Raw genomic sequence first — 24,009 nt, 5'->3', positions numbered from 1 at the left:
ACGGTCTGAAAGGCCGTGTTCCCCCGCCTCGCGGGGGCACGGTGCGAAGTGGCGGGAGGGAAGAGATGACGATTATTTCATCAATTCTCGACGCCTTGCCTATCGGCGCCGCTGTCCTTCTCGCAGGCCTCATCGGCCTGATCCTCGGCAGCTTCATCGCGACGCTCGCGCTGCGCTGGCCCGCCGGACGATCGGTGCTCGGTCGCTCGCAATGCGACGGTTGTGGCCGACCGCTGCGCGCGTGGGAGCTGGTGCCGTTGCTGTCGGCGCTCGGGATGCGCGGGGTGTGCGCGCGGTGCGGGGCGCGGATCGATCCGTTTCACGGACGGGTCGAGATCGCTTCGGGGCTGATCGGCGTCATCGCGCTCGTGCTCCTGCCCGGCGTCGCGGGCTGGCTCTGGGCGCTGTTCGGCTGGCTGCTGCTGCCGCTCGCCTTGCTCGACGCGCGGCATTTCTGGCTGCCCGACCGGCTCAATGCCGTGCTGGCGGTCGCCGGATTGCTTCTGGCCGGCCCGATGCTCGGCGCCGATTTGCTCGATCGCTGGATCGGCGCGCTAGCGGGCGGGCTGGTGCTTGGCGGTATCGCCTGGACCTATCGCCGCCTGCGCGGCGATGACGGAATGGGCGGCGGCGACCCCAAGCTCGTCGCGGCGATCGGCTGCTGGCTCGGCTGGCAGGCGTTGCCGCTGCTGCTGTTGCTCGCCAGCCTCGGCGGGCTGCTCTGGGCGCTCGCCGCGCAAGGAAAAGGGGACCGGCCGCTGGTCCGGCGGCGGGTCCCCTTCGGTTTTTTTGCTTGCACTGCCGCCTGGGCGACAGTGCCGCTATGGCCGGCGCTTATCGCGCGATGACGACGGTCACCGCGCGGCGGTTCTGGGCCCAGGCTTCCTCGTTCGAGCCGAGCGCCGCCGGGCGTTCCTTGCCATAGCTGATCACGTCGATCCGGCTCGGGTCGACGCCCAGCGTCGCGAGATAATTTTTCGCGGCATTGGCACGGCGCTCGCCGAGCGCGATGTTATAGTCGCGGGTGCCGCGTTCGTCGGCATGGCCCTCCAGCGTGACGCGCACCGCGGGGTTGCGGGCGAGCCATTGCGCCTGGCTCTGCAGCGTCGCCTGATCCTCGGCATCGACATTATATTGATCGAAACCGAAGAAAATCCGGTCGGACGAAACATTGGCGACAAAGTCTTCCTGCGATCCGGGGACAACACCGCCGGTATTCGTTCCCGTATCGGTGCCCGTTCCTTCAGGCGCGGGCGGGAGTTGTTCCGGCGCCTTCTTCGCACAGGCACCCACAGCAAGCATGGTGATCGCCGCGATCATCGCGGTGGTTTTGCGTATCGTCATGTCTTCTGTCCTCTTGTTGTTGCGTTTTTCAGTCGTGACCGCGTGGGATTAACCCGCATTGAACGCAAAGAGTCAAACCCCGCGGATTTCCTTTGGTTCCGCCGCCGCGATCAGGGCAGGATCGGCCCCCAACTCGGGTCCGACCCGTCCTGCGGCGTCGGCAGGCGGCGTAGGTTCACGCCGGTCAGGTCGACCTGCCACAGCGACGATTTGCCCGCCTTGCCCGCCGTGGTGCGGAAGAACTGGATGACGCGGCCGTTCGGCGACCAGGTCGGCGCCTCGTCCTGCCAGCTGTTGGTGAGCAGCCGCTCGCCGCCGCCCGACGGGGTCATCACGCCGACGCGGAACTCGCCGCCGCCCATGCGGGTGAAGGCGATCAGGTCGCCGCGCGGCGACCATTCGGGGGTCGCATAGCGGCCGCCGCCAAAGCTGATCCGCTGCTGGTTCGATCCGTCGATGTTCATCGTATAGAGTTGCTGGGCGCCCGACCGGTCGCTTTCGAACACGATCTTCTTGCCATCGGGCGAAAAGCTGCCACCGACGTCGATCCCCGGCGTGCTGGTGAGCCGCACCGGCGTGCCGCCCTCGGCCGAGATGCGATAGATGTCGGTGTTGCCGCCGACCGCCATCGAATAGAGAATCTGACGACCGTCGGGCGACCAGCGCGGCGCGAAGGTTGCGTTCTTGCTTTCGGTCACCAGCTTCTGCGTGCCGGCATTGACGTCGTAGATGAAGACGCGAACGCGGTCGTTCAAATAGCTGACATAAACGATCTTCTTGTAATCGGGCGAGAAGCGCGGGCTGAGCGCCAGCGCCTGGCCGTTGGTGATGAAGCGGTGGTTGCCGCCGTCCGAATCCATGATCGCCAGCCGCTTGATGCGGTTCCCCTTGGGGCCGCTCTCGGCGATATAGGCGACGCGGCTGTCGAAGAAGGGTGATTCCCCCGACAGGCGCGAATAGATGGCGTCGGCGCATTTATGCGCGGCGCGGCGCCAGTCGGCGGGCTGGATCTCGTACCCCTGCCGCACCAGTTCGCTGCCGAGGTCGGTGTCGTAGAGGTAGCAGCCGACGACGAGCCCGCCGGTGCCGCTCGCCTGCACGAAGCCATGGACGACATTCTCGGCATTCCGCGCCTGCCAGTCGGCGAATTGCGGCGCGCGCACTTCCGCCATGCTGATCGCGCGGACGCTGCCGGGGCCGAGCGGCGCATAGAGCCCGCTGCGTTCGAGGTCGGCGGCGATGACGTCGGCAATCTGCTTGCCGAGGCTGGCGGTGTTGAGCCCCGCGACATTGACCGCCGCCGGGGTCGCGAAGGCGGGGACGGCGATGACGGTGCGGTCCTGCGACAGCGTGCCGGTGATCGATTCGCGCGGGCCGTCCGCCGGCGCTTGGACGACAGGCGGCTGCACGGACTGGGTCTGGGCGACCACGGGGCTGGCGACCGTCATCAGGAGGCCGGCGATCAAATATCTCGCAAGAGTCATGCTCATCTCACCTTGTCGAAGTCCAATGTGTAATTCTGCCAATAGTTGTAATTTTCTTCGGGCAAATCGAAGGGCGCGGCCAGTTCGACTGCCTTTTTCGCGCATTCCTGATGGCGTGCGACCTGGAAGCGGTTGCTGTCGTTCTGGCCCGACGTCGTCACGCTGGTGAAGCCCGCGAGGGCGCCGGCGGGAGTCAGCCGGAACTTCACGACGGTGTTCAGCTTTTCGACATCGACGCCGCTGACCTTGCAGCGGTCCCAGCGCGGGCCGACCTTGGCCTTGATGCTGACGTCGATCGAGCGGCGGAGCTCGGCGGAGGTCGTCGCGGCGGGGGCGCCCTTGCTCGCGGGCTTCTTGGGCTGCGTTCGCGACAGGCCGTCGACGATGCCGTCGAGGCGGCCGGTCGGGCGACTCGTCGGCTTCTTCGCCGGTGCCTTCGGTGCTGGCTTCGGTGTCGCTTTTTGCGCGGCAGGAGGCGTCTTCTTGGGCGGCGCGGGAACGGCGCGCGCAACCTGCTTCGGCGCGGGCGCCGGGGTCGGACGCACGACCGGCTCGGGCAGCGGCGGCGCGGGGACGGGCTCGGGCGGCGCGGCGATGTCTTCGGCATCCTCCTCGCCCAGCCGCGCGGCGGGCGGGGTGTCGCTGATCAGCGGCGCGGAGGATTGCGCCGCAGTCTCGGCGACCAGATCGACTTCCATCGGCGGATTGTCGAAGCGCCGGTCGCCGCCGGTCCACTGGATCGACAAGAGGCCGATCACGACGACGTGCAGCGCCACCGCGATCGCGATGCCGGTCTTCTGATTCCCCCGTGGTGCCGTTTGCGCCGCCATGGTCACGGCCTAGGGGTTCGTCTCTGAACCATCGGTGACCGCCGCCTCGCTGGGTGCGGGGGCATCCGATCCGGTGGTGACGAGCGCGATCCGCGTCAGCCCGGCGCGGTTGAGCTCGCCCATCACGCGCATCACGCGGCCATAGTCGAGCCCCTTGTCGGCGCGCAGCATGATCTGCCGCGGCTTCTCGCCCGCTTTCTGTGCGCCCGCAATCGCATCGAGCCGTGCGGGAAGCTCGGCCTCGGGAACGACCTCGTCGCCGATATAGAGGGTGTCGTCGGCATTGATCGAAAGCTGGATCGGTTCCTGCTCCTCGGTCTCGACCGGTTTCGCCCGGCTTTCGGGAAGATCGATGGGAACGGCGGATGCGAGCAGGGGCGCGGTGATCATGAAGATGATCAGCAGCACCAGCATGACATCGACGAGCGGGGTGACGTTGATCTCCGCCATCGGCGCGCGGCGTCCGCCGCGCCCACGCCGCCGGCTCACACCGCCCGAAGGTCCGGTCATCGCCATCAGCCCTCGACCTCCAGTTCGCGGCTGAACATCGCGTGCAGCCCGTCGGCGAAGCGGCCGAGCCGCGATTCGAGGCGGTTCAGCCGCTGCGAGAAGGCGTTGTAGGCGATCACCGCGGGGATGGCAGCGAACAGGCCGATCGCGGTCGCGAACAATGCCTCGGCGATGCCCGGGGCGACGACGGCGAGGCTGCTGTTGTTCGACGCGGCGATCGCGGTGAAGCTGCGCATGATGCCCCAGACGGTGCCGAACAGACCTACGAAAGGCGCGACCGCGCCGATGGTGGCGAGCGTGCCGATCTTCTCGGCCAGCCGGTCGACTTCGCCCGCGACGGCGCTGTTCATCGCGATACCCAGCCGCTCGCGCGTGCCCTCGCGGTCGACGTTGCGGCCCTTGGTCGAGCGGCGCCATTCGCCGATCCCTGCCGCGAGAATCTTCGCGCTCGGCAATTCCTCGCCGCTGTTCTTGTCATAGAATTTGTCGATATTGTCGGCGCGCCAGAAATCGCGCTCGAACCCCTCCGACGCGCGCATCAGCTTGCCGACGCTGCGGCCGTGCGTGATGATCACCGCCCAGACATAGATCGACGCGAGCAGCAGCCCGATCATCACCGCCTTGACGATGATGTCGGCCTGAATGAACAGCGCGATGGGGGACAGCGTCGCCGCGTCGGCGGCCAGCTTGATATTGTCTAGCAAGGGTTGGTCTCTCCATTCATGATGGCGGTGAAGCGGTCGGCCCAGCCCGCTGGCTGGCGGCGCGGCCGGCCTTCGGGCGACAGAAAGGCGGCGGTAACACGCCCCTCCGTTAACGTGTCCTGACCGCGAAGGATGCGTTGCGCGATGATCACGCTCGCGCCGCGCACCGCCTCGACGGTGCTGACGACCAGCAAATCGTCGTCGAGCTTTGCGGGGCTGCGATATTTGATCGTCAGGTCGGTGACCGCCCAGGCGCCCTCGCCGCCCTCCATCGCCGCGCGCTGGTCGATTCCGGCGAGGCGCAGCATGTCGGAGCGCGCGCGTTCCATATAGCGGAGGTAATTGGCGTGATAGACGATGCCCGACAGGTCGGTGTCCTCGAAATAGACGCGCGCCCGGTAATGATGCGCCGCCCCGACGAAGGCGCCGGGGACGAAGGGGGGAGGAACAGCCGCCATGGTTAAGACCGATAGCGGGGCATCGACTCGTCGCAAAGCCCTCTTCAACGGTTCGTCGCAAGTCGCGGCCATCTGGCGGAGAAAAGCGCTGATTCCCGGTCGCAGACGCCGAAGAAAATCCTATTGACTCGTGTAACTCAAAGGTTACATATATCACCTATAGGTTGCAAAGGATGGCGCGATGACCAGCGAAGATTTTGCTTTGGCCGAACGGCTGACTGCGCGCCGCGCGCGGATCGCGACGGTGATGGCACTTCTCTTCCTGACCAGCCTAGCAAGCAGCCTGGGGACCGATGTCCCTGCCTCCCGCCCCGAAACGATCAAACTTGCCGCCTGGGTGGTATGGGCGGCGGCGCTGCTGTTCCTGCTCGCGGCGGGCGGCGGATTGCTGCGCGGAGCGTCGGTGCGAGCGCTGATGAACGACGAAACGACGATCGCCAATCGCCGCGACGCGATGATCAAGGGCTTTTGGGCGATGATCGTCACCGCCTTCGCCCTCTATGCGCTGAGCTGGTTCGAGGATTTCCCGACGCGTGAGACGCTTCGCCTGATGATCAGCGCCGGGGTTGCCTGCGCTGTGCTGCGATTCGGGATATTGGAACGGCGGTCGATGCGTGGCTGACCGGCTGGCCAACAATTTGCGAAGCGCGCGCGAAGCGCGGGGCTGGACCCAGGCCGAGCTTGCGGAGCGCATCGGGGTTAGTCGCAAGACGATCAACACGATCGAAAATGGGGTGTTCGTGCCCTCGACCGTGCTGGCGCTGAAACTCGCGCGCGCGTTCGAGCGGCCGGTCGAGACGCTATTTGCCCTGATCGAATAGCCCGTCCTGCGTGCCCGCGGGCGGGTTGAGGCCGAGATGCTTCCACGCGCTCGCGTTGAGCATCCGGCCGCGCGCGGTGCGGGCGATCAGGCCGATCTGGAGCAGATAGGGTTCGATCACGTCCTCGATCGTGTCGCGCGGCTCGGACAGGCCCGCCGCGAGCGTGTCGGCGCCGACCGGGCCGCCGCGATAGATGTCGGCGATCATGGTCAGGTAGCGCCGGTCCATCGCGTCGAGGCCGAGCGCATCGACCTCCAGCCGGTTGAGCGCGGCGTCGGCGACCTTGGCATCGACGACCTGTGCCCCCGCCACCGTCGCGAAATCGCGCACGCGGCGGAGCAGGCGGCCCGCGATGCGCGGCGTGCCGCGCGAGCGCTTCGCGATCTCCAGCGCGCCATCGGGCGCGATGCCGAGGCCGAGCAGGCGCGCGGCGCGGCCGATCACCTGTTCGAGCTCGCCATGGGTATAGAAATTGAGCCGCACCGGAATGCCGAAGCGGTCGCGCAGCGGCGTCGTCAGCAGGCCCTGCCGCGTCGTCGCACCGACGAGAGTGAATTTCGGCAGGTCGATCCGCACGCTGCGCGCTGACGGCCCTTCGCCGATCATGATGTCGAGCGCGCGGTCCTCCATCGCGGGATAGAGGATTTCCTCGACCGCGGGCGCGAGGCGGTGGATCTCGTCGATGAACAGGACGTCGCCGTCCTCGAGATTGGTGAGCAGCGCGGCAAGGTCGCCCGCCTTGGCGATCACCGGGCCTGAGGTGGAGCGGAAGCCGACGCCGAGCTCACGCGCGACGATCTGCGCCAGCGTCGTCTTGCCGAGCCCCGGCGGCCCGAAGAAGAGCACATGGTCGAGCGCATCGCCCCGCGCCTTCGCCGCCTCGATGAAGATGCGCAGATTCTCGCGCGCCGCCGCTTGCCCGACGAACTCGGCGAGCGACTTGGGGCGCAGCGCGGCGTCGGCGTCCTCGGGGGTGCGCAGGGGGGTGGTGAGGGCCGGCTCAGTCATAATGCTCTATTGCCTCGCCGGCGATCGAAACCCAAGGCTCCATCCGTTCCTCATAAACCGAATAATCGGGCGCGAAGCCGTGGCCGGGCTCGAAATTGCCGAGCGGTATTGCATAGGCGTCATGATAGGGCCGGGCTTTATACCAGACGCCCGAGCCGCAGGTGCCGCAAAAGAAGAAGTCGGCGGTGTTGCCGCTCTCGCCCGTGTACTGCCATATCTTGGCGTTCGCCTCGCCCTCGATGCGGACCTGCTCGGCGGGAAAACGGACCTGCGCGGCAAAGGCGCTGCCGCTGCGCGCCTTGCATTCACGGCAGTGGCAGACCGACACGCGGATCGGCTCGCCGGTGCAGGTGATGCGGATCTGGCCGCAGCGGCAGGAAGCGCGGTGGATGCGGTCGCTCATTTGGCGGCTTTTTCCAACTGTGATTCAATATTTCTCAATAGGTATTGATCTGCATCCCGAATATCTCTGGCATCCCTAATCCAGCGCATGGCCTCAACAATTTTCTGTTGATCTGCGCCGAACGCGATGTGCTTGATAAGCCAGGCCTCAATGAAGTCTGGATCTGAAAGCTTCTCGGTTCTTCGGAAATCTTGCCACTCGCTGGTAGCCTCTTGGCCTAATTGGGTCGGCAGCGTGCTCCCGTTGGTGGCCGCCGCTCCTAGATCGCGGAGAGTGAGCCTCACCAAATCTGATCGGGCCTCCATAATCTCGTCATCCGTTGCGCCAATCGCACGGAGCCCTGCTTCAATATCTTTAGATGCCGAGAATATCCAATCGTCTGCGGTCCCAAAGCGCCCGGTATGGGCGCTCGCTGACACTATGGCTTTTGATTGCGCAACAGCCAAGTTGCGCAGGCCTGAAATCAGTTTTTCAGATTCTGATACCGTGCGTTCAAGTTTCGCACGTAGTGGCCCGAAGGAAATTTCTATAAGTGAGCTCGCTTTGTCGTGAATTGCGACGAGAACGGTGGCGCAAATCGCGATGATGGCCACCGCGATGCTAAACCATGCTAAGCTCGTTACAGCCAATACAAACGCGATTTTGGTAATAGCTTTCCACATCACTTTGCGGCTTTTTTGAGCGCGGCGCGAACGAGCGCGTCGAGGCTGGCGTCAGCACCGAGTACCTCGCTGGCGGCGGCCACAGCGGTGCTTGCCTCGCCGGGCTTGAAGCCGAGTCCGGTGAGCGCGGTGACGGCGTCACTGAGGGGGCCGCCTTTGGTTGCGAGAGAAGGATTTGAACCCACGATACCGCCCAGCGTCCCCGCCTTGTCCTTCAGTTCATGCGCGATGCGCTGGGCGAGCTTCGGGCCGACGCCGTTAGCGCGGGCGATCATCGCGCTGTCGCTGCTCGCGAGGGCGCGTTGTAGGTCGCCGATTTCGAGCGCCGACAGGATCGCGAGCGCGACCTTGGCGCCGACGCCCTGGACGCTGGTGAGCAGGCGGAACCAGTCGCGCTCCTCTGCGCGCGCGAAGCCGAGCAGGCGCAGGAAATCCTCGCCGACGAGCATCTCGGTGTGGATGGTGACGTCGCTGCCGACTGCGCCCAATGCGTCCAGCGTGCGCGCCGACGCCTCGACCAGATAGCCGACGCCGCCGACGTCGATCACCGCATGGCCTGCGCCGCTGCTGTCGAGCCGTCCGGTGAGTTTCGCGATCATGCGACGTGCCTAGCGCGGTGGGAATGAAAAGGGAACAGGGAAGGAAAAAGGAGGCTCACGCAAAGGCGCAAAGGCGCGAAGACGGAAGAGAGAATGATCTCACACAAAGACCCGAAGAGGGCGGTTTTTCGCCCCGCCCGCCGTTCTTGATGTTTTGATAGCCGGACAAAGTCCGGCAGGATATTCGTGGCCGTTAAACGCAAAGACGCTGATGCGATGCGCCGACATCTTTGTGTCTTTGTATGGGCCTCTTTTCTCTTCGCGCCTTTGCGCCTTTGCGTGAGATTGTTCAGCCGCGCGGCCGATGATTGGCGTGGCAGATCGCCACCGCTAGCGCGTCCGCCGCGTCGGCTCCCGCGACCTTGGCGCCCGGCAGCAGGACGCGGAGCATCGCCTGCACCTGCTCCTTCGCCGCGCCGCCGGTGCCGACGATTGCCTTCTTGACGAGGCGAGGGGCATATTCGGCGACGGTCAGCCCGCCGCGCGCGCAGGCGAGCAAAGCGACGCCGCGGGCGTGGGCGAGTTTCAGCGTCGATTGCGGATTGTCGTTGACAAAGACCTCTTCGACCGCCGCGTATAGCGGCGCATAGTCCGCGATCACCGCCGCGAGCACGGCGTCGAGATAGGCTAGGCGGTCGGGCAGGGGGGCTTTGGCGTCGGTCTTGATCTGGCCGTTGGCGATATGGCTGATCCGGCTGCCTTCGACGCGGATGACGCCCCAACCGGTGCAGGAGAGCGAAGGGTCGAGGCCGAGGATGATCACTATGTTCCGTTCGTGTCGAGCGAAGTCGAGACATCCCGAAGATGCGCTCGACCGATGGACATCTCGACTTCCGGCGCAGCCGGAAGTCTACCCTGAGCGCCTGCCAAGGCAGTCGAAGGGCTCGATGCGAACGGCTTTTGACTTTTAGCCAAGCTTTTCCATCACTGCGTCGGGGATTTCGTAATTGCCCCACACGGTCTGGACGTCGTCGTCGTCGTCGAGCGTGTCGATCAGCTTGAACAGGGTCTGCGCGACGCTTTCGTCGGCGATCTCGCTTTTCAGCGTCGGTTTCCACGCGAGCTTGACGCCTTCGGCCTCGCCGAGCTTGGCTTCGAGCGCTTTCGCGACCTCGTGCAGGCTGTCGACGCTGGTCCAGATGTCGTGGCCGTCCTCGGACGATTCGACATCGTCGGCGCCCGCGTCGAGCGCGGCTTCGAACACCGTGTCGGCGTCGCCGGCCTTCGCGGGATAGCTGATCAGGCCGAGGCGGTCGAAGCCGTGGCTGACGCTGCCGCTGGTGCCGAGGTTGCCGCCGTTCTTGGCGAAGGCGGTGCGGACGTTGGTTGCGGTGCGGTTGCGGTTGTCGGTGAGCGCTTCGACGATCAGCGAGACGCCGCCGGGGCCATAGCCCTCGTAGCGGATTTCCTCGTAATTGTCGCCGTCGCCGCCCGCCGCCTTGTCGATCGCGCGCTGGATATTATCCTTCGGCATCGACTGCGCCTTGGCCGCGTTGACGGCCGCACGAAGACGGGCATTCGCGTCGGGGTCGGGCAGGCCCATCTTCGCCGCGACGGTGACCTCGCGCGCGAGTTTCGAGAAAAGGGCGCTGCGCTTCTTATCCTGCGCGCCCTTGCGGTGCATGATGTTCTTGAACTTGCTATGGCCGGCCACAGCTACCTCCATCGGATGGAAAAAATGTGGCGCTGCCCCTAGCGCGGCGCGGGCGATCAGACAACCACGGCCGTTCCGCTGGCGGACACCATCAGCATCGACCCGTTCTGGCCGAGTACTTCATAGTCGAGGTCGACGCCGATCACCGCATTGCCGCCGAGCTTCGCGGCCTCGGCCTCCATCTCGCCGAGCGCTTCCTTGCGGGCGCGGGCAAGGACGTCCTCATATTTGCCCGAGCGGCCGCCGACGATGTCGGTGATGCTCGCGAACAGGTCGCGGAACAGGTTGGCGCCGACGATCACTTCACCGGTGACGATGCCCAGATATTCGCGGACCGGATGGCCCTCGATGATGTTGGTCGTGGTGCTGAACATCGTCACTCTCCTGTTGGGGGGTTCAGGCCTGCCAGGCGGGCTCAGGCGATTCCGAGCGCCGATTTGTAAACGTCGAGGATCGCTTCCATTTCCTTGCGGTCGTGGACGGGCATTTTCCGGAGGCGCACGATCTGGCGCATGATCTTGGGGTCATAGCCCTGCGATTTCGATTCGAGATAGACGTCGCGGATGTCGTCGGCGATGCCCTTTTTCTCTTCTTCCAGCCGCTCGATGCGCTCGATGAAAAGGCGCAGTTGTTCGTCGGACACGGTGGCTTCGCTCATTTTATACTCCGCTTGAGGTTTGGATGGGGTGGCGAGAATCGCCTCGGCGCCCACCTAGCGAGGTCAGGGATTCTTGGCCATGCTTTCTTCCATCCGCGCGAGCTGTTCGGGCGTCGCGGCGACGTGGAAGCTCGCTTTCCATTCCTTGGTGGGCATGCCGTGGACGATCGCGCGGCCGGTCTCCTTGTCCAGCGCGCCCGCTTCGGCGATCCAGTCGCCGAGGCAGTTGCGGCAGAATCCGGCGAGCCCCATCAGGTCGATGTTCGCGGCGTCGCTGCGATGCCGGAGCAGGCGGACAAGGCGGCGGAAGGCCGCGGCGGCGACGGCATCGTCGAGGCTGTCGAGCGCATCGTTCGGGGTGGTCGGGTCGTCGCTGCAGGACATGGCGAAATTCCTTCGTCTCGGGCGTTGCATAGCTATACGCGGCTTGCCTTCGCCGCGACAGAGCGCCTAGGCAGGCGGCTATCATTCTTCCAGTCTTCGGAGCATCTGTGGTCCAGAGTTTCACGCCCCGCCAGCGCAAGGTCCGCATATTGGGGACGCTCGGCCCCGCGAGCGCGAATCCCGAGATGATCGCCGCACTCCACCGCGCGGGCGCCGATGCCTTTCGCGTCAATATGAGCCATGGCGACCATGAAGGCCACGCCAAAGTGATCGCCGCGATCCGCGCGCTGGAGAAGGACACCGGGCGCCCGACGACGATCCTCGTCGATCTGCAAGGACCGAAGCTGCGCGTCGGCACCTTCAAGGACGGGCCCGCCGAACTGGTGAAGGGCGAGCGCTTTGTCCTCGACACCGACACGGCGCCGGGCGATGCGGGCCGCGTCCACCTGCCGCACCCCGAGCTCTTCGCCGCGCTCGAGCCCGGAACGCGGCTGCTCGTCGACGACGGCAAGCTGGTGCTGCGCGTGCAGGCGGTCTCGCCCGCGCGGATCGAGACGATCGTCGAGGTCGGCGGGCGGATTTCGGACCGCAAGGGCGTCAACGTCCCCGATGTCGTCGTGCCGCTCGCGGCGCTGACCGAGAAGGACCGCAAGGATCTGAGCTTCGCGCTCGAACAGCATGTCGACTGGATCGCGCTCTCCTTCGTGCAGCGTCCCGAGGACGTTGCCGAGGCGCGGCGGCTGATCGGCGGCAAGGCGGCGCTGCTCGTCAAGTTCGAGAAGCCCGCGGGTGTCCAGCGGCTCGAGGAGATATTGGAGATCGCCGACGCCGCGATGGTCGCGCGCGGCGATCTGGGGGTCGAATTGCCGCCCGAAGCGGTGCCGCCGCTCCAGAAACGCATCGTCGCGACCGCGCGGGCGATGGGCAAGCCGGTGGTCGTCGCGACCCAGATGCTCGAATCGATGATCGTCTCGCCCTCGCCGACGCGCGCCGAAGTGTCCGACGTCGCGACCGCCATCTATGACGGCGCCGACGCGATCATGCTCTCGGCCGAGACCGCGGCGGGCGCCTGGCCGGTCGAGGCGGTGACGATGATGGACAGCATCGCGCGCTCGGTCGAAAGCGATCCCGATTATTTCCGCCGCCTGCATTTTACCGAGACGCAACCCGACGCGACCACCGCCGACGCGCTCGCCGAAGCGGCGGGGCGGATCATCCAGACGATCGCCGCCGACGCGATCATCTGCTTCACCGCCTCGGGCTCGACCGCGCGCCGTGTTGCGCGCGAGCGCCCGAACGCGCCGCTGCTCGTCCTGACGCCGAAACGCGACGCGGCGCGGCGCATGGGGCTGCTGTGGGGCGCGCATGCGGTGCCGACCAAGGACATCGGCAGCTTCGAGGAGATGATCGCCAAGGGCAAGCGCATGGCGCTGCGTCACGGCATCGGCACGGCGGGGGCCAAGCTGGTGATGATGGCGGGGGTTCCCTTCGGCACGCCGGGGTCTACCAACGTGCTGCATGTCGCGACGCTGACCGGCGACGAACTGCGCGGTTATAGCTGATCGGAAGCTTCCATTATTTCGTCATCCCGGCCCTTCGACTGCCTTGGCAGGCGCTCAGGATAAACTTCCGCCAAAGGCGGAAGGCCGGGATCTCTCCCTATCGCCATGACGCACCGGCGAGATCCCGGCCTTCGCCGGGATGACGATTCCGGGGATGCGGGTGAGTTGGCAACGGTGCTTTTGATTCAATCCGGCACAAGAGTTACCGGGCGATTCAGAAAATTTCGGAGTTGATTCAGTCCGGGACGGACAAAAATGGTAAATGATGTTTGCACCATTGACGGCAGGCGGCATAGTCGGTGCAAGTCGCGTGTCGGAACCCGCGTGGGAAGGGTTCGCATCATCGTTCGGAGGTCTGTCTCGCGTGTCCGCACCGTTCCGTTTTCCGCGCTTCTTCGTCACCAGCCCCGCGCCCTGCCCCTATCTGGAGGGCAAGACCGAGCGCAAGGTCTTCACCGAGCTTAGCGGACCCAATGCGAACGAATTGAACGATGCGCTCGGCCGCATCGGGTTCCGCCGCAGCCAGTCGGTCGCCTATCGTCCGAGCTGCGCCGACTGCACGGCCTGCGTGTCGGTGCGCGTCTGCGCCGCCGAGTTCGCGCCGAGCAACTCGCAGAAGCGCACGATCCGCCGCAACCGCGACCTCGTCGCCACCGCGTGCAAGCCGTGGGCGACCGAGGAGCAATATGCGTTGCTGCGTTCCTACCTGGGCTCGCGCCATCCGAACGGCGGCATGGCCGACATGGACGAGCAGGATTTCGCCGATATGGTCGAGCAGACTCCGGTCGACAGCTATATGATCGAATATCGCGAGCCGACCGCCGACGGCAGCCGCGGCCGCCTCGTCGGTTGCTGCCTGACCGACCGGCAGGGCGACGGGCTGTCGATGATCTACAGCTTTTTCGATGCCAACCATCCGCTGCGCGAAGGACTGGGCACCTATATCATCGCCGATCATGTGCTGCGCGCGGCGAAAGCCGGATTGCCTTACGTCTATCTCGGTTATTGGATCGAAGGGTCGGCGCGCATGGCGTATAAGGCGCGCTTCCGCCCGCTCGAAAAGCTCGGCCCCGATGGCTGGTCACGCTTCGAGCCGATCGCATCGGACCGCATCGCGGCGATGTTCGAGCTGGCGTAACACACTCACACACACACTCTCTCTCGTCACCCTGGACTTGATCCGGGGTCCCGCTTAACGACGCCTGAAAAGCGGGACCCCGGATCAAGTCCGGGGTGACGATGATGAGGGGAGGGGCTGAGGCGCGAGTTCGCCCGTTGACGCAGACCTTTTTCCATAGCATTGAACGACAAGGGAATTTCGAGGCGGGGAACGAAGGAGACGACCTTGTTCCGCTATCATGCCGCTGCGAAATATGTGCTTCCAGCTTTTGCCGCCAGCCTTGCCGTCGCCGCCACGCCGCTTGCCGCGCAGCGGAATAACGGCACCGGAACGCGTGACGGCGCGGCCGTCAGCGGAGTCGATCAGGCGCATCAGATCGACTGCGGTGGACAGCCCGCCCAGGTATCGGGTTCGGACAATCATATCGACTTCGTCGGTGACTGCCCCGGCCTGACCGTCAACGGCGTCGGCAACCAGATCAGCATCACCCTGCGCCCCGGTGCCCCGCTCACCGTGTCGGGCGTCGACAATGTCGTGACGTGGCGGATGGCTGGAAAGGGCAGGCCGAAGCTGGCGGTGAGCGGCGTCGACAATCAGGTGCGGCCGGGACGGTAACTCTCCTCACTGTCATTCCCGCGAAGGCGGGAATCCAGCTTTTCTCTTTCCCCTTTAATCTTCGCGCTTTCGCGCCTTCCCGTGAAATTTAATAAATCTCACGCAAAGGCGCGAAGGAAGGAAAAAGCTGGATTCCCGCCTTCGCGGGAATGACGGTGGAAATGGATTAGGATGGAGGACGCTTCCGCTTCTCATCCACTAGTTGCGAACGTCTCGCAGCAGCCTCTCGCCGGTTGACCTTTTCCCGCTTTCAAGGGCATAGCTCTTCGTCCAGGACATAAGTCCGGGTCGCATCCATAGGTGGTCGCTCAGGGGTGGGCGATTTGGGGGATTGGGATGCCTGTTCGCGCTTTCGTCAGCTTCATCGCCGGACATGATCGCCGCCGCCATGGGGATGCGCGCGCATGAGCGACGTCGTGAAGGTCGCGATCATCGGATCGGGGCCCGCGGGGCTGAGCGCCGCGGCGCGCGCGGGGCAGCTCGGGATGAGCCATGTCCTGCTCGAAAAGACCGATCACCTCTCCGACACCATCTTCAAATATCAGAAGGGCAAGCGCGTCCTGGCGACGCCCGAGCGGCTCGACCTGCGCTCCGACTGCCGCTTTGCCGAGGGCGCGCGCGAATATATCCTCGGCAATTGGGATGAGGATGCCGCGAACAACAAGGTGAATGTCGTCAAGCACGCCGATGTCGCCGAAGTGACGGGCGAGAAAGGCGCGTTCGCGATTCGGACCGCGAAAGGCGACGTCTATCACGCCGAGACGATCGTCCTCGCGATCGGGACGCAGGGCAACCCGAACCGCATGCGCTGCGGCGGCGCCGACCTGCCGCACATCATCTATCAGGTCGACGACCCGGAGGATTTCAAGGACAAGCATATCACCGTCGTCGGATCGGGCGACGCCGGGATCGAAAATGCGCTGGGCGTCGCCGAGGAAGCGCTGGAGAACACCGTCACCATCCTCAACCGATCGAAGGATTTCGCGCGCGCCAAGGCGAAGAATGTCTCCGACATGATGGAGGCGGGCGAGAATGGTTTCCTCTCGATCCGCACCGAGACACAGCCCAAGCTGGTCGAGCCGGGCTGGCTGACGCTCGAGACGCCGAACGGCGACGAGAAGATCGAGTGCGACGTGATCGTCGCGCGGCTGGGCTCGGTCGCGCCGCGCGGCTTCGTCGAATCGATGGGGATCGAATTCACGGGCCCCGACCGCGAAGCCTTTCCCAAGCTGTCGCCGACTTTTGAATCGACGGTGCCCGGCATTTTCGTGATCGGCGCGCTCGCGGGTTATCCGCTGATCAAGCATTGCATGAATCAGGGCTATGACGTCGTTGAGTTCATCAACGGCAACACCAGCCTGACCCCCGCCGACGAAAAGGATTTGATGGCGGTCTTCGCGAGCCTGCCGCAGCAGAAATCCGTGACCGAATGGCTCGACTATCTGCGCGAGCGGGTGCGCATCTTCGCCGACGTCTCGCCGCTCCAGATGCGCGAGTTCATGCTCGATTCGAAGGTCGCCTTTTACCGCAAGGGTGAGGTGGTATTCGAGAAGGGCGACCCCGGATCGTCGCTGTTCGCGATCGCCGACGGTCATGCCGAGGTCGAGGTCGCGCCGGGCGTCACCGTGCCGATCGAACAGGGGTCGATTTTCGGCGAGGTCGGCCTGATCTCCGGCCGCAAGCGCGGCGCGACGATCCGCGCGGGCGCCGACAGCATCTTCGTCGAAGTGTCGCGCACCGCAGCGCTCAAGCTGATGGGGTCGGTTCCGGGCGCAAAACGCGCGATCAACCGCATCTCGCTCGAACGGCAGTTGCTCCAGATCTTCAAGGGCGGGCTGACGGTCGAGGATCTGGAGTCCGTCGTCGACGCCGCCGAGGTCGAGCGCGTGCCCGCGGGCAAGGTGGTGGTGGCCGAGGGCGAGCAGGGCGACGACGTCTATGTCATTCGCTCGGGCTCGATGGTGGTCGAGAAGGATATCGGCGGCAAGCCGATCTTCCTGCGCTATCTTCCCGCCGGCAGCTTCTTCGGCGAAATGGGGGTGCTGAGCGGCGCGCCGCGCAATGCGACGGTGAAGGCCGCGGTCGGCAGCGAAGTCATCAAGCTGACCGGAGAGAGCTTCCGCAAGATGCTCGCGGCGCGGCCGCAGGTGCGCGAAGCGACCGAGGCCGCGGTGGCCGAGCGTGCGCAGATGAACAGCTTCATCGAATCGCGCAAGGCGAGCTATTCGAGCGCGGTCGACCTTTATTCCGATACCGCGGGCTTCATCATGAAGGAGGGATTGGGCGAAGCGACCGACGCGCTGCTGATCGACGAAAATCTCTGCGTCGGCTGCGACAATTGCGAGAAGGCGTGCGCCGACAGCCACGAAGGCCTGTCGCGGCTCGACCGCGAGGCGGGCAAGACCTTCGCGCATCTGCATGTGCCGACGAGTTGCCGCCACTGCGAGCATCCGCACTGCATGGCCGACTGCCCGCCGAACGTGATCCACCGCGGCCCCGACGGCGAAGTGTTCATGGAGCCCGGCTGCATCGGCTGCGGCAATTGCATGCGCAACTGCCCTTATGGCGTGATCCGCATGGAAGCCGCGCCGCCCGAAAAGCCCAGCCTGCTGCGCTGGCTGCTCACCGGCTTCGGCCCCGGTCCCGGCGAGCCGTCGCCCAAATGGACCAAGAAGCAGTTGGGTGACGAAAAGCCCAAGAAGATCGCGGTGAAGTGCGACATGTGCAAGGGCATCGCGGGCGGCCCGGCGTGCGTGCGCGCCTGCCCGACGGGCGCCGCGATCCGCGTGTCGCCCGAGGAATTCCTGTCGATCGCGCGGCTTCAGGAGGATGCGGGCTGATGGCTTCGCTTTTCCAGCGGCGCCGTTCGAAGGCGACCCAGACCGAGCGCGTGCGTGAGCGGCGGCACGAGGGCTTTCTGCGCTACGCCAATTTCCGCTGGGCGAAGATTTCTGGCGGGCTCTGCCTGCTGATCATCGTCTCCTATGCGCTGATCGACGTCACGCCGCGGCCTAGCGGCGGCACCTGGTACGGTTATACGCTGGGGACGATCGGCGCGCTGCTGATCCTGTGGCTGACCGCGCTCGGCTATCGCAAGCGCAAGATGACGAGCGATTACTGGTCCTTGAAGGCCTGGACCTCGGCGCATGTCTATCTCGGGCTCAGCCTGATCGTCATCGGGACGTGGCATACCGGCTTCCAGCTCGGCTGGAACGTCCACACGCTTGCCTGGGTGCTGATGATGCTGGTGATTTTGTCGGGGCTTTACGGCGTCACCGTCTATGCGACCTTGCCCGCCGCGCTGTCGAACAACCGCGACGAGATGACGCAGATGCAGATGCTCGAGGCGATCCGCGCCTTCGACCGCCAGCTTCACGCCGCCGCGCAGCCGCTGACGCCCGAGGATACCGCGCCGGTGCTCGCGGCGCTCGACGAGGACCCGTTCGCGGGCGGGATCATGGCGCGATTGTCGGGGCGCTATTCCCGCTGCGCGACCGCCGCCGCGCTCGGAGCGCTCCGCGTATCGCGGAGCAGCGATGCCGAGGCGCGCGAGAAGGTGGTCGGCCTGCTCTCGCAAAAGGAGGCGGCGCTCGCGCGGCTGCGCCAGCATCTGCGTATTCGCGCGCTGCTCGAAGTCTGGCTTTACGTGCATGTGCCGCTGACCTTTGCGCTGATCGCGGCGCTGTCGGCGCACATCATCAGCGTCTTCTTCTACTGGTAAGGCGGGGGAGAGGGGACCATGAGCTTCATCCTGCGCCGTATCTCGACGACGAAGACGGGCAAGCAGATCATCCGCGACCAGGCACTGCCGGGCGATATGATCACGCTCGGTCGCGACGCCGGCAATGTCATCCATATCGCCGATCTGGCCGTGAACCCGCAGCACGCGGCGATCACGAGCGCCGATGGCCGTCATGTCCGCGTCGCGGCGAGCGAGGGGCTGGGGTTCGATTTCAACGGTCGCACCGTCGATGCCGCCGATATCGACAGCGCCGCTGGCGCCGAATTGCGTTTCGGCGGTCACCGCCTGACCATCGCGCGCGAGGGCGACGACATCATCCTGCTCGTCGAACGGATCGACGAATTGTCGCAGTCGTCGAAGGATGTCGACGAAGCGAAAGCCTTTTCGCTCGCCGGGGTAATGCCGGGCAAGCGCATGGGCGCCTGGACCTTCGGCATCATCGTCCTGCTCGCTTTCCTGATCGGGCCGATCTGGGCCTGGCACAGCTTTCGCGGTGTCGATGAGCGGCCGCAGGGCTATCACGCCGACATGGCCTGGTCGTCGGGGCCGCTGTCGAGCGCCCACGCCAATCTGAAGGGCGACTGCCAAGCGTGCCATGTCGAACCCTTCGTCGCGGTGACCGACAAGGCGTGCGTCGGCTGCCACACCGGCGAGCATAAGGCGATGAGCATGGCGCACGCCAATGCGCCGACCGCGATGCTGCTCGCCGCGCGCCATCCGCCGGGGGTGGGCGAGAAGGTGCTCGCGGGGTTCGCGAAAGCGTTCAACCGCCCGCAGGGACGCTGCGTCGACTGCCATACCGAGCATGAGGGCGCGGGGCCGATGCCCGCGACGCCGCAGAAATTCTGCGCCGACTGCCACGATGGGATGAAGGCGCGGCTGATCGATGCGGGATTCAAGCCGACGGTCGCCGATGCCGCGGATTTCGGCACGCTGCATCCCGAGTTCCGTCCGTGGATCCATGCCGCGCCGGGCGCGAAGCCGATCCGTGCCTCGGGCAAGGCGCCGCTTGACTATAACGGCCTCAAATTCCCGCACGACATCCACTTGAGCGCGACCGGCGGCGTCGCCCGTATGGCAGCGAGCTTCCGTGGCCGCTATGATTTCGGCAACAAGCTCGAATGCGAAAATTGCCATCGCCCCGAAAGCGACGGGGTGCGGATGAAGCCGGTCGAGATGGAGCGCGACTGTGCGATGTGCCACAGCCTCGCGTTCGAGACCGTCGGCGGCGTCACGCGCACGCTGCGCCATGGCGAGCCCGATCAGGTCGTCGCCGATCTTTTCGCCTATTACCGCTCGACCCCGCCGACGCGGCCGCTGCAACTCGGCGGGATGGAACGGCGTCGGCCGGGGGCCTATGCCGAGGGGCAGGTCTACAACATCTATTTCCGCGAAGTCGCGTTGCGTCCGAACCGCGCACAGGATGCGGTGCGGGCGGTCTTTTCGAAGGGCGGGGCCTGCTATGACTGTCACACGATCTTTGCGCCGGCATCGGGCAACCGCTGGCGGGTCCAGAAGGTCGTCCAGTCTCCGCGCTTCCTGTCGAAGGGCTGGTTCGACCATGCCGACCCCGGCCATGCCAAGGTCGAGTGCGCGACCTGCCATACCGAAGCGCCCCGGTCGAAGCGTTCCGAACAGCTTCTGGTTCCGGGACTCGCGCCGTGTCGCACCTGCCATGTCGGCGAAAGCGGCGCCACGATCGCAAAGGTGAAGGAGCCGACCCGATCCTCATGCGCCATGTGCCACGAATATCACAGCGACGGCGGCAAGCCGTGGATGCCGGAGCGTCAGCGCAAGAAAAAGGTCGCGATGGTTACCGATCGTCCACCCCGGGAGGTCTATGCTGTGACGGCGATCACAGGTCCGGCGCGGCGTCATCTTTATGATGTGACATGGCGCACACCGGTGCTGGGATTCGCAAGACAGGGCGGATGATGATGGGGCGGCCGCAACCAGGCGGCCGGAGCAGGGGCAGAGGACGGACATGCTGATCGCCCAGATCACCGATATTCATATCGGTTTCGATCCCGACAACCCCGCGGAATATAACCGCAAGCGGCTCGACGACGTGCTCGACGTGCTGATCGAGGGGCCGAACCGTCCCGACCTGCTGCTCGCGACCGGCGACATCACCGATCGCGGCGACCCCGACAGCTACCGCCGGCTGGCGACCGCTTTCTCGCGCTGCCCCTTTCCGGTGTGGCCGAGCGTCGGCAACCATGATCTGCGCGACAATTTTCACGCGCAGTTTCCGGGCTTCGACGACGGCAACGGCTTTATCCAATATGCGGTCGAGCTGCCCGAACTGCGGCTGGTCACGATCGACACGCTCGAGGAGGGACGCCACGGCGGCGCCTTCTGCGAGGCGCGCGCGGCGTGGCTCGACGCCGAACTGGCGAAGGACCGGAACAAACCGACCTATATTGTGATGCATCACCCGCCCGTCGAAAGCGGCATCGAATGGATGAACACCCATCCCGACGAGCCATGGGTGCATCGCTTCACGGACGTCGTCCGCCGCCACGACCAGGTGCGCGGCCTCATTTGCGGCCACCTCCACCGCGCCGTCACCGTCGCGTGGGAGGGGCGCACGATCGCTATCTGCTCGTCGACCGCGCCGCAGGTCTCGCTCGACCTTCGCCCGATCGACGAGAACAAGCCCGACGATCGTCCGATGATCGTCGCCGAAGACCCCGCCTATGCGATTCACCGCTGGAACGGGCGCGAACTGGTCAGCTTCTACGACCATGCCGGGGCGCACACGATGCTCGCCAAATATGACGAACGGCTGCAGCCGCTGGTGCGCGAATTGAAGGCCGAACGGCCGGATTGAGCGCTTTTCCGTCGCGCTTGCGCAGACGGCGTTTTTCAGTATCCCAGCGTCAAATCCACCCGCGGCTCGACCGGCTCGCCCTTGTGCCAGCGGTCCAGATTATCGAGGAAGCGCTCCGCCGCGCGGACGAACATCTTGTCCTGCGCGCGGCCCGACAGGTGCATGGTGATATGCGCATTGTCGAGGCTCCACAGTACGTCGTCGGCGGGGAGCGGTTCGGGGGTGGTGACGTCGAGGAAGGCCGACGCGATCTGTTTCGCATCGAGCGCGGCGACGAGCGCGTCCTGATCGACCACCGCGCCGCGCGCGATGTTGATCAGGGTCGCGGTCGGCTTCATCGCGGCGAGTTCGGCGGCGCCGATCATGCCGTCGGTTTCGGGGGTCGCCGGGACCGCGAGGATGACCCAGTCGAATTCGCCGAGCCGGGCGCGCCACTGGTCGGGGGTGAGCGTATTGGCGCCGCCAGTTTCTTTGGGGGGAGATCGGCGCACGACGGTGACGTCGACCGCGAAACCCTTCAGCCGCTCCTCGATCAGCTTGCCGATCGCACCATAGCCGAGCAGCAGCGCTTTCGATCCGTAGAGCTCGACCTTGCCCGGCGATTCGATCAGCCACTCGCGCCGTTCCTGCGCGCGGACGACGTCGCGATAGCCCTTGGCGACCGTGAGCATTCCCATCACGACATATTCGGCGATGGTGATCGCGTTGATCCCCGCGCCGTTCGTCACCACCGTGCCGCGTTCCTTGAGCAGGTCGAGCGGCATGCCGTCGACCCCGGCATAGATCGAGTTGAGCCACTTCATCTTCGTCGCCGCGGTGATGGCGGCGGCCATGTCCTTCTTGTCGTACATGTCGAACCAGCCGATCTCGGCTTCGGGCGCGAGGGCTATCGCTTCCTCCTTGCTTGTGAAGAAGCGCGGTTCGACCCAGCCAGGCAGGCGGGTTTCGACGAGCGGCCGGATCAGGCCGGACAGGACGGTGATGGTCTTGGTCATGCATTTCCCCTCCCGCTTGCGGGAGGGGCCGGGGGAGGGCCTGTCCAAATACGCAACGGGTCGGGCCAACATGCCCTCCCCTAACCCCTCCCGCAAGCGGGAGGGGAATTAATTGTCCAGCCGCCAATCCCATCCCAGCGGGTCGCCGTCCATCACCTCGACACCTGCGGCGATGAGTTCGTCGCGCAACGCGTCGGAGGCAGCGAAATCCTTTGCCGCGCGGGCGTCCTTGCGGCGGGCGAGGATGGTCTCGATTGCCGGTTCGTCGATCGTTGCGGCTTTGGGGCGGATGCGCAGATCCTCGCGCGACAGGGCCAACAGTTGCAGGCCGAGCACGGCGTCTATCGTCGCCAGCGCGGTGCGCTTCTGACCGGCGTCGACCTTCTTCATCGCCGCCGCCTCTTCGAGCAAGGTGAGCGCGACGGGGGTGTTGAGGTCGTCCGACATGGCGGCGTCGAATTTGGCGAGCAGGTCGGCAAGGCGGCGGTCGGCGATCTCCGCTTCGCCGGCATCGCGCACCGATGCGGCCGCCATCACCAGCCGCTTCAGCCGCGTCAGTGTGGCGCCGAGGCCTTCCCACGAAAATTCCAGCTCCGAGCGGTAATGCGCCTGCAGGCACATCAGCCGATAGGCGAGGGGATGATAACCCCGATCGACCAGCAACTGCAGGCGCAGGAACTCGCCCGAACTCTTCGACATCTTGCCGCCGCGGTCGATCAGGAAATTATTGTGCATCCACATCCGGGCGCCCGAATGTTCGGCGCAGTCGAGACTGCCGCAGCCGCGATAGGCCTGGTTCTGCGCGATCTCGTTCGGATGATGGATCTCGCGGTGATCGATGCCGCCGGTGTGGATGTCGAAGGGCATCCCGAGCTCGGATTCGCCCATCACCGAACATTCGAGATGCCAGCCGGGCGCGCCGCGGCCCCAGGGTGAATCCCATTCCATCTGCCGCGTCTCGCCTGGCGGGGTCTTGCGCCAGATCGCGAAGTCGGCGGCGTGGCGCTTGCCCTCGACCTCCTCGATCCGGCCTTCCCCTTCGTCGGTCACCGCGCGCGCGAGGCGCCCGTAATCGGCGACGGTCGAGACGTCGAAATAGAGGCCGCTATCGAGCTCGTAGCAATGGGTGTCGGCGATACGCGTCGCGAAGGCAATCATGCGCGGCACATAATCGGTCGCGACGGTCCATTTGGCGGGATCGCGGATGCCCAGCCAGCCGAGGTCGCGCTTGAATTCGGCGGTATAGAAAGCGGCAACGTCCCACGCCGACTTGCCCTGCGACGCGGCGGCCTTTTCCATCTTGTCGTCGCCCGCGTCGGCGTCCGACGTCAGGTGGCCGACGTCGGTGATGTTGATGATGTGGCGGAGCGCGTAGCCCTTGAACGACAGGGTGCGGCCGAGCGTGTCGGCAAAGACATAGGCGCGCATGTTGCCGATATGCTGATAATTATAGACCGTCGGTCCGCAGCTATAGACGCGCGCCTCGTTCGGGTGAACGGGTCGGAAATCCTCCAGGCTGCGCGTCAGGCTGTTGAACAGCCGGAGGGGCGCACCGGAGTCCGCGAGCGGGGCAGGGACATCGGTCATATCCGCGCCCTTGCCCCGCTCCGGGGTGGTCCGTCA

The 24,009-nt window shown here is 65.5% G+C and carries 27 protein-coding genes; 10 read left to right on the top strand and 17 right to left on the bottom strand.

Going from position 1 to position 24,009, the window contains the following annotated elements; translation table 11 throughout:
* The first annotated feature begins 65 nt into the window (after positions 1-65).
* Positions 66-848 (top strand): prepilin peptidase, encoded by a 783-nt coding sequence (locus tag VHO04_RS01550; protein ID WP_329626717.1) that lies wholly within the window; start codon positions 66-68, stop codon positions 846-848.
* Here VHO04_RS01550 and pal read toward each other — a convergent pair.
* The 6 genes from pal to VHO04_RS01520 form a co-directional block, all read right to left on the bottom strand.
* Positions 835-1,344 (bottom strand): peptidoglycan-associated lipoprotein Pal, encoded by a 510-nt coding sequence (pal, locus tag VHO04_RS01545; protein WP_257543670.1) that lies wholly within the window; start codon positions 1,342-1,344, stop codon positions 835-837. The two genes, VHO04_RS01550 and pal, sit on opposite strands and share 14 nt — an antisense overlap.
* A 110-nt stretch (positions 1,345-1,454) precedes the next feature.
* Complete coding sequence (gene tolB / locus VHO04_RS01540) at positions 1,455-2,834, bottom strand: Tol-Pal system beta propeller repeat protein TolB (RefSeq protein ID WP_414713067.1); 1,380 nt, start codon at positions 2,832-2,834, stop codon at positions 1,455-1,457.
* The gene (locus VHO04_RS01535) at positions 2,831-3,658 is read right to left on the bottom strand and encodes a hypothetical protein (RefSeq protein ID WP_329626715.1); all 828 of its coding nucleotides are present in this window, start codon (positions 3,656-3,658) and stop codon (positions 2,831-2,833) included. Before VHO04_RS01535 ends, tolB begins: the two co-directional genes overlap by 4 nt.
* 9 nt (positions 3,659-3,667) lie before the next feature.
* Positions 3,668-4,174 carry a protein TolR gene (tolR, locus tag VHO04_RS01530; protein ID WP_329626714.1) on the bottom strand — a complete coding sequence of 169 codons (507 nt, stop codon included), beginning with the start codon at positions 4,172-4,174 and terminating at the stop codon, positions 3,668-3,670.
* The gene (tolQ, locus tag VHO04_RS01525; protein WP_329626713.1) at positions 4,174-4,872 is read right to left on the bottom strand and encodes a protein TolQ; all 699 of its coding nucleotides are present in this window, start codon (positions 4,870-4,872) and stop codon (positions 4,174-4,176) included. Before tolQ ends, tolR begins: the two co-directional genes overlap by 1 nt.
* Positions 4,866-5,330 carry a YbgC/FadM family acyl-CoA thioesterase gene (locus VHO04_RS01520; RefSeq protein ID WP_329626712.1) on the bottom strand — a complete coding sequence of 155 codons (465 nt, stop codon included), beginning with the start codon at positions 5,328-5,330 and terminating at the stop codon, positions 4,866-4,868. The genes tolQ and VHO04_RS01520 overlap by 7 nt, the downstream gene beginning before the upstream one ends.
* Before the next feature lie 181 nt (positions 5,331-5,511).
* On the opposite strand from VHO04_RS01520, the gene VHO04_RS01515 reads away from it, so the two are divergent.
* On the top strand, positions 5,512-5,952 hold the full coding sequence (locus VHO04_RS01515) for a hypothetical protein (RefSeq protein WP_329626711.1): 441 nt from the start codon (positions 5,512-5,514) through the stop codon (positions 5,950-5,952).
* A complete protein-coding gene (locus tag VHO04_RS01510) occupies positions 5,945-6,151 on the top strand; it encodes a helix-turn-helix transcriptional regulator (protein ID WP_329626710.1) in 207 nt (68 codons plus the stop codon). Before VHO04_RS01515 ends, VHO04_RS01510 begins: the two co-directional genes overlap by 8 nt.
* On the opposite strand, the gene ruvB is transcribed toward VHO04_RS01510, so the two are convergent.
* The 9 genes from ruvB to VHO04_RS01465 form a co-directional block, all read right to left on the bottom strand.
* Positions 6,131-7,159, bottom strand: a complete 1,029-nt coding sequence (gene ruvB / locus VHO04_RS01505; protein WP_329626709.1) for a Holliday junction branch migration DNA helicase RuvB — start codon at positions 7,157-7,159, stop codon at positions 6,131-6,133. The two genes, VHO04_RS01510 and ruvB, sit on opposite strands and share 21 nt — an antisense overlap.
* Positions 7,152-7,562, bottom strand: coding sequence for a GFA family protein (locus VHO04_RS01500; protein ID WP_329626708.1), 411 nt, complete (start codon positions 7,560-7,562; stop codon positions 7,152-7,154). Before VHO04_RS01500 ends, ruvB begins: the two co-directional genes overlap by 8 nt.
* Positions 7,559-8,224, bottom strand: a complete 666-nt coding sequence (locus VHO04_RS01495) for a hypothetical protein (RefSeq protein WP_329626707.1) — start codon at positions 8,222-8,224, stop codon at positions 7,559-7,561. The genes VHO04_RS01500 and VHO04_RS01495 overlap by 4 nt, the downstream gene beginning before the upstream one ends.
* Positions 8,224-8,823 carry a Holliday junction branch migration protein RuvA gene (ruvA, locus tag VHO04_RS01490; protein WP_329626706.1) on the bottom strand — a complete coding sequence of 200 codons (600 nt, stop codon included), beginning with the start codon at positions 8,821-8,823 and terminating at the stop codon, positions 8,224-8,226. Before ruvA ends, VHO04_RS01495 begins: the two co-directional genes overlap by 1 nt.
* A gap of 289 nt (positions 8,824-9,112) precedes the next feature.
* Positions 9,113-9,586 (bottom strand): crossover junction endodeoxyribonuclease RuvC, encoded by a 474-nt coding sequence (ruvC, locus tag VHO04_RS01485; protein WP_329626705.1) that lies wholly within the window; start codon positions 9,584-9,586, stop codon positions 9,113-9,115.
* A 144-nt stretch (positions 9,587-9,730) separates the two neighbouring features.
* The gene (locus VHO04_RS01480; protein WP_257543647.1) at positions 9,731-10,477 is read right to left on the bottom strand and encodes a YebC/PmpR family DNA-binding transcriptional regulator; all 747 of its coding nucleotides are present in this window, start codon (positions 10,475-10,477) and stop codon (positions 9,731-9,733) included.
* Between the two features lie 56 nt (positions 10,478-10,533).
* Positions 10,534-10,851 (bottom strand): YbjQ family protein, encoded by a 318-nt coding sequence (locus VHO04_RS01475; protein WP_329626704.1) that lies wholly within the window; start codon positions 10,849-10,851, stop codon positions 10,534-10,536.
* A gap of 41 nt (positions 10,852-10,892) precedes the next feature.
* Positions 10,893-11,135 (bottom strand): DUF2312 domain-containing protein, encoded by a 243-nt coding sequence (locus VHO04_RS01470; RefSeq protein ID WP_058814959.1) that lies wholly within the window; start codon positions 11,133-11,135, stop codon positions 10,893-10,895.
* A gap of 63 nt (positions 11,136-11,198) precedes the next feature.
* Positions 11,199-11,519, bottom strand: coding sequence for a DUF1244 domain-containing protein (locus VHO04_RS01465; protein WP_329626703.1), 321 nt, complete (start codon positions 11,517-11,519; stop codon positions 11,199-11,201).
* A 107-nt stretch (positions 11,520-11,626) separates the two neighbouring features.
* Here VHO04_RS01465 and pyk point away from each other — a divergent pair, with 107 nt between their 5' ends.
* The 7 genes from pyk (at position 11,627) to VHO04_RS01430 (ending at position 21,391) form a co-directional block, all read left to right on the top strand.
* On the top strand, positions 11,627-13,081 hold the full coding sequence (gene pyk / locus VHO04_RS01460; RefSeq protein ID WP_329626702.1) for a pyruvate kinase: 1,455 nt from the start codon (positions 11,627-11,629) through the stop codon (positions 13,079-13,081).
* 364 nt (positions 13,082-13,445) lie between these two features.
* Complete coding sequence (locus VHO04_RS01455) at positions 13,446-14,219, top strand: arginyltransferase (protein ID WP_329626701.1); 774 nt, start codon at positions 13,446-13,448, stop codon at positions 14,217-14,219.
* A 207-nt stretch (positions 14,220-14,426) separates the two neighbouring features.
* The gene (locus tag VHO04_RS01450; protein ID WP_329626700.1) at positions 14,427-14,816 is read left to right on the top strand and encodes a DUF3060 domain-containing protein; all 390 of its coding nucleotides are present in this window, start codon (positions 14,427-14,429) and stop codon (positions 14,814-14,816) included.
* 404 nt (positions 14,817-15,220) lie between these two features.
* Positions 15,221-17,656 (top strand): cyclic nucleotide-binding domain-containing protein, encoded by a 2,436-nt coding sequence (locus tag VHO04_RS01445; RefSeq protein WP_329626699.1) that lies wholly within the window; start codon positions 15,221-15,223, stop codon positions 17,654-17,656.
* On the top strand, positions 17,656-18,537 hold the full coding sequence (locus VHO04_RS01440; protein WP_329626698.1) for a hypothetical protein: 882 nt from the start codon (positions 17,656-17,658) through the stop codon (positions 18,535-18,537). Before VHO04_RS01445 ends, VHO04_RS01440 begins: the two co-directional genes overlap by 1 nt.
* A gap of 18 nt (positions 18,538-18,555) precedes the next feature.
* Positions 18,556-20,493 carry a cytochrome C gene (locus tag VHO04_RS01435; protein ID WP_329626697.1) on the top strand — a complete coding sequence of 646 codons (1,938 nt, stop codon included), beginning with the start codon at positions 18,556-18,558 and terminating at the stop codon, positions 20,491-20,493.
* Positions 20,494-20,542: 49 nt separating this feature from the next.
* Positions 20,543-21,391: a metallophosphoesterase gene (locus VHO04_RS01430; protein WP_329626696.1), complete on the top strand. Its 849-nt coding sequence runs from the start codon at positions 20,543-20,545 to the stop codon at positions 21,389-21,391.
* Positions 21,392-21,426: 35 nt separating this feature from the next.
* Here the strand turns inward: VHO04_RS01430 and VHO04_RS01425 are convergent, their stop codons facing one another.
* Complete coding sequence (locus VHO04_RS01425) at positions 21,427-22,386, bottom strand: D-2-hydroxyacid dehydrogenase (protein WP_329626695.1); 960 nt, start codon at positions 22,384-22,386, stop codon at positions 21,427-21,429.
* Positions 22,387-22,494: 108 nt separating this feature from the next.
* Positions 22,495-23,973 carry a cysteine--tRNA ligase gene (gene cysS, locus VHO04_RS01420; protein WP_329626694.1) on the bottom strand — a complete coding sequence of 493 codons (1,479 nt, stop codon included), beginning with the start codon at positions 23,971-23,973 and terminating at the stop codon, positions 22,495-22,497.
* Positions 23,974-24,009: the final 36 nt, after the last annotated feature.

Source organism: Sphingopyxis sp. (assembly GCF_036261875.1).
Classification (GTDB): domain Bacteria; phylum Pseudomonadota; class Alphaproteobacteria; order Sphingomonadales; family Sphingomonadaceae; genus Sphingopyxis.
This window is presented reverse-complemented; position numbering and strand designations above follow the sequence as displayed.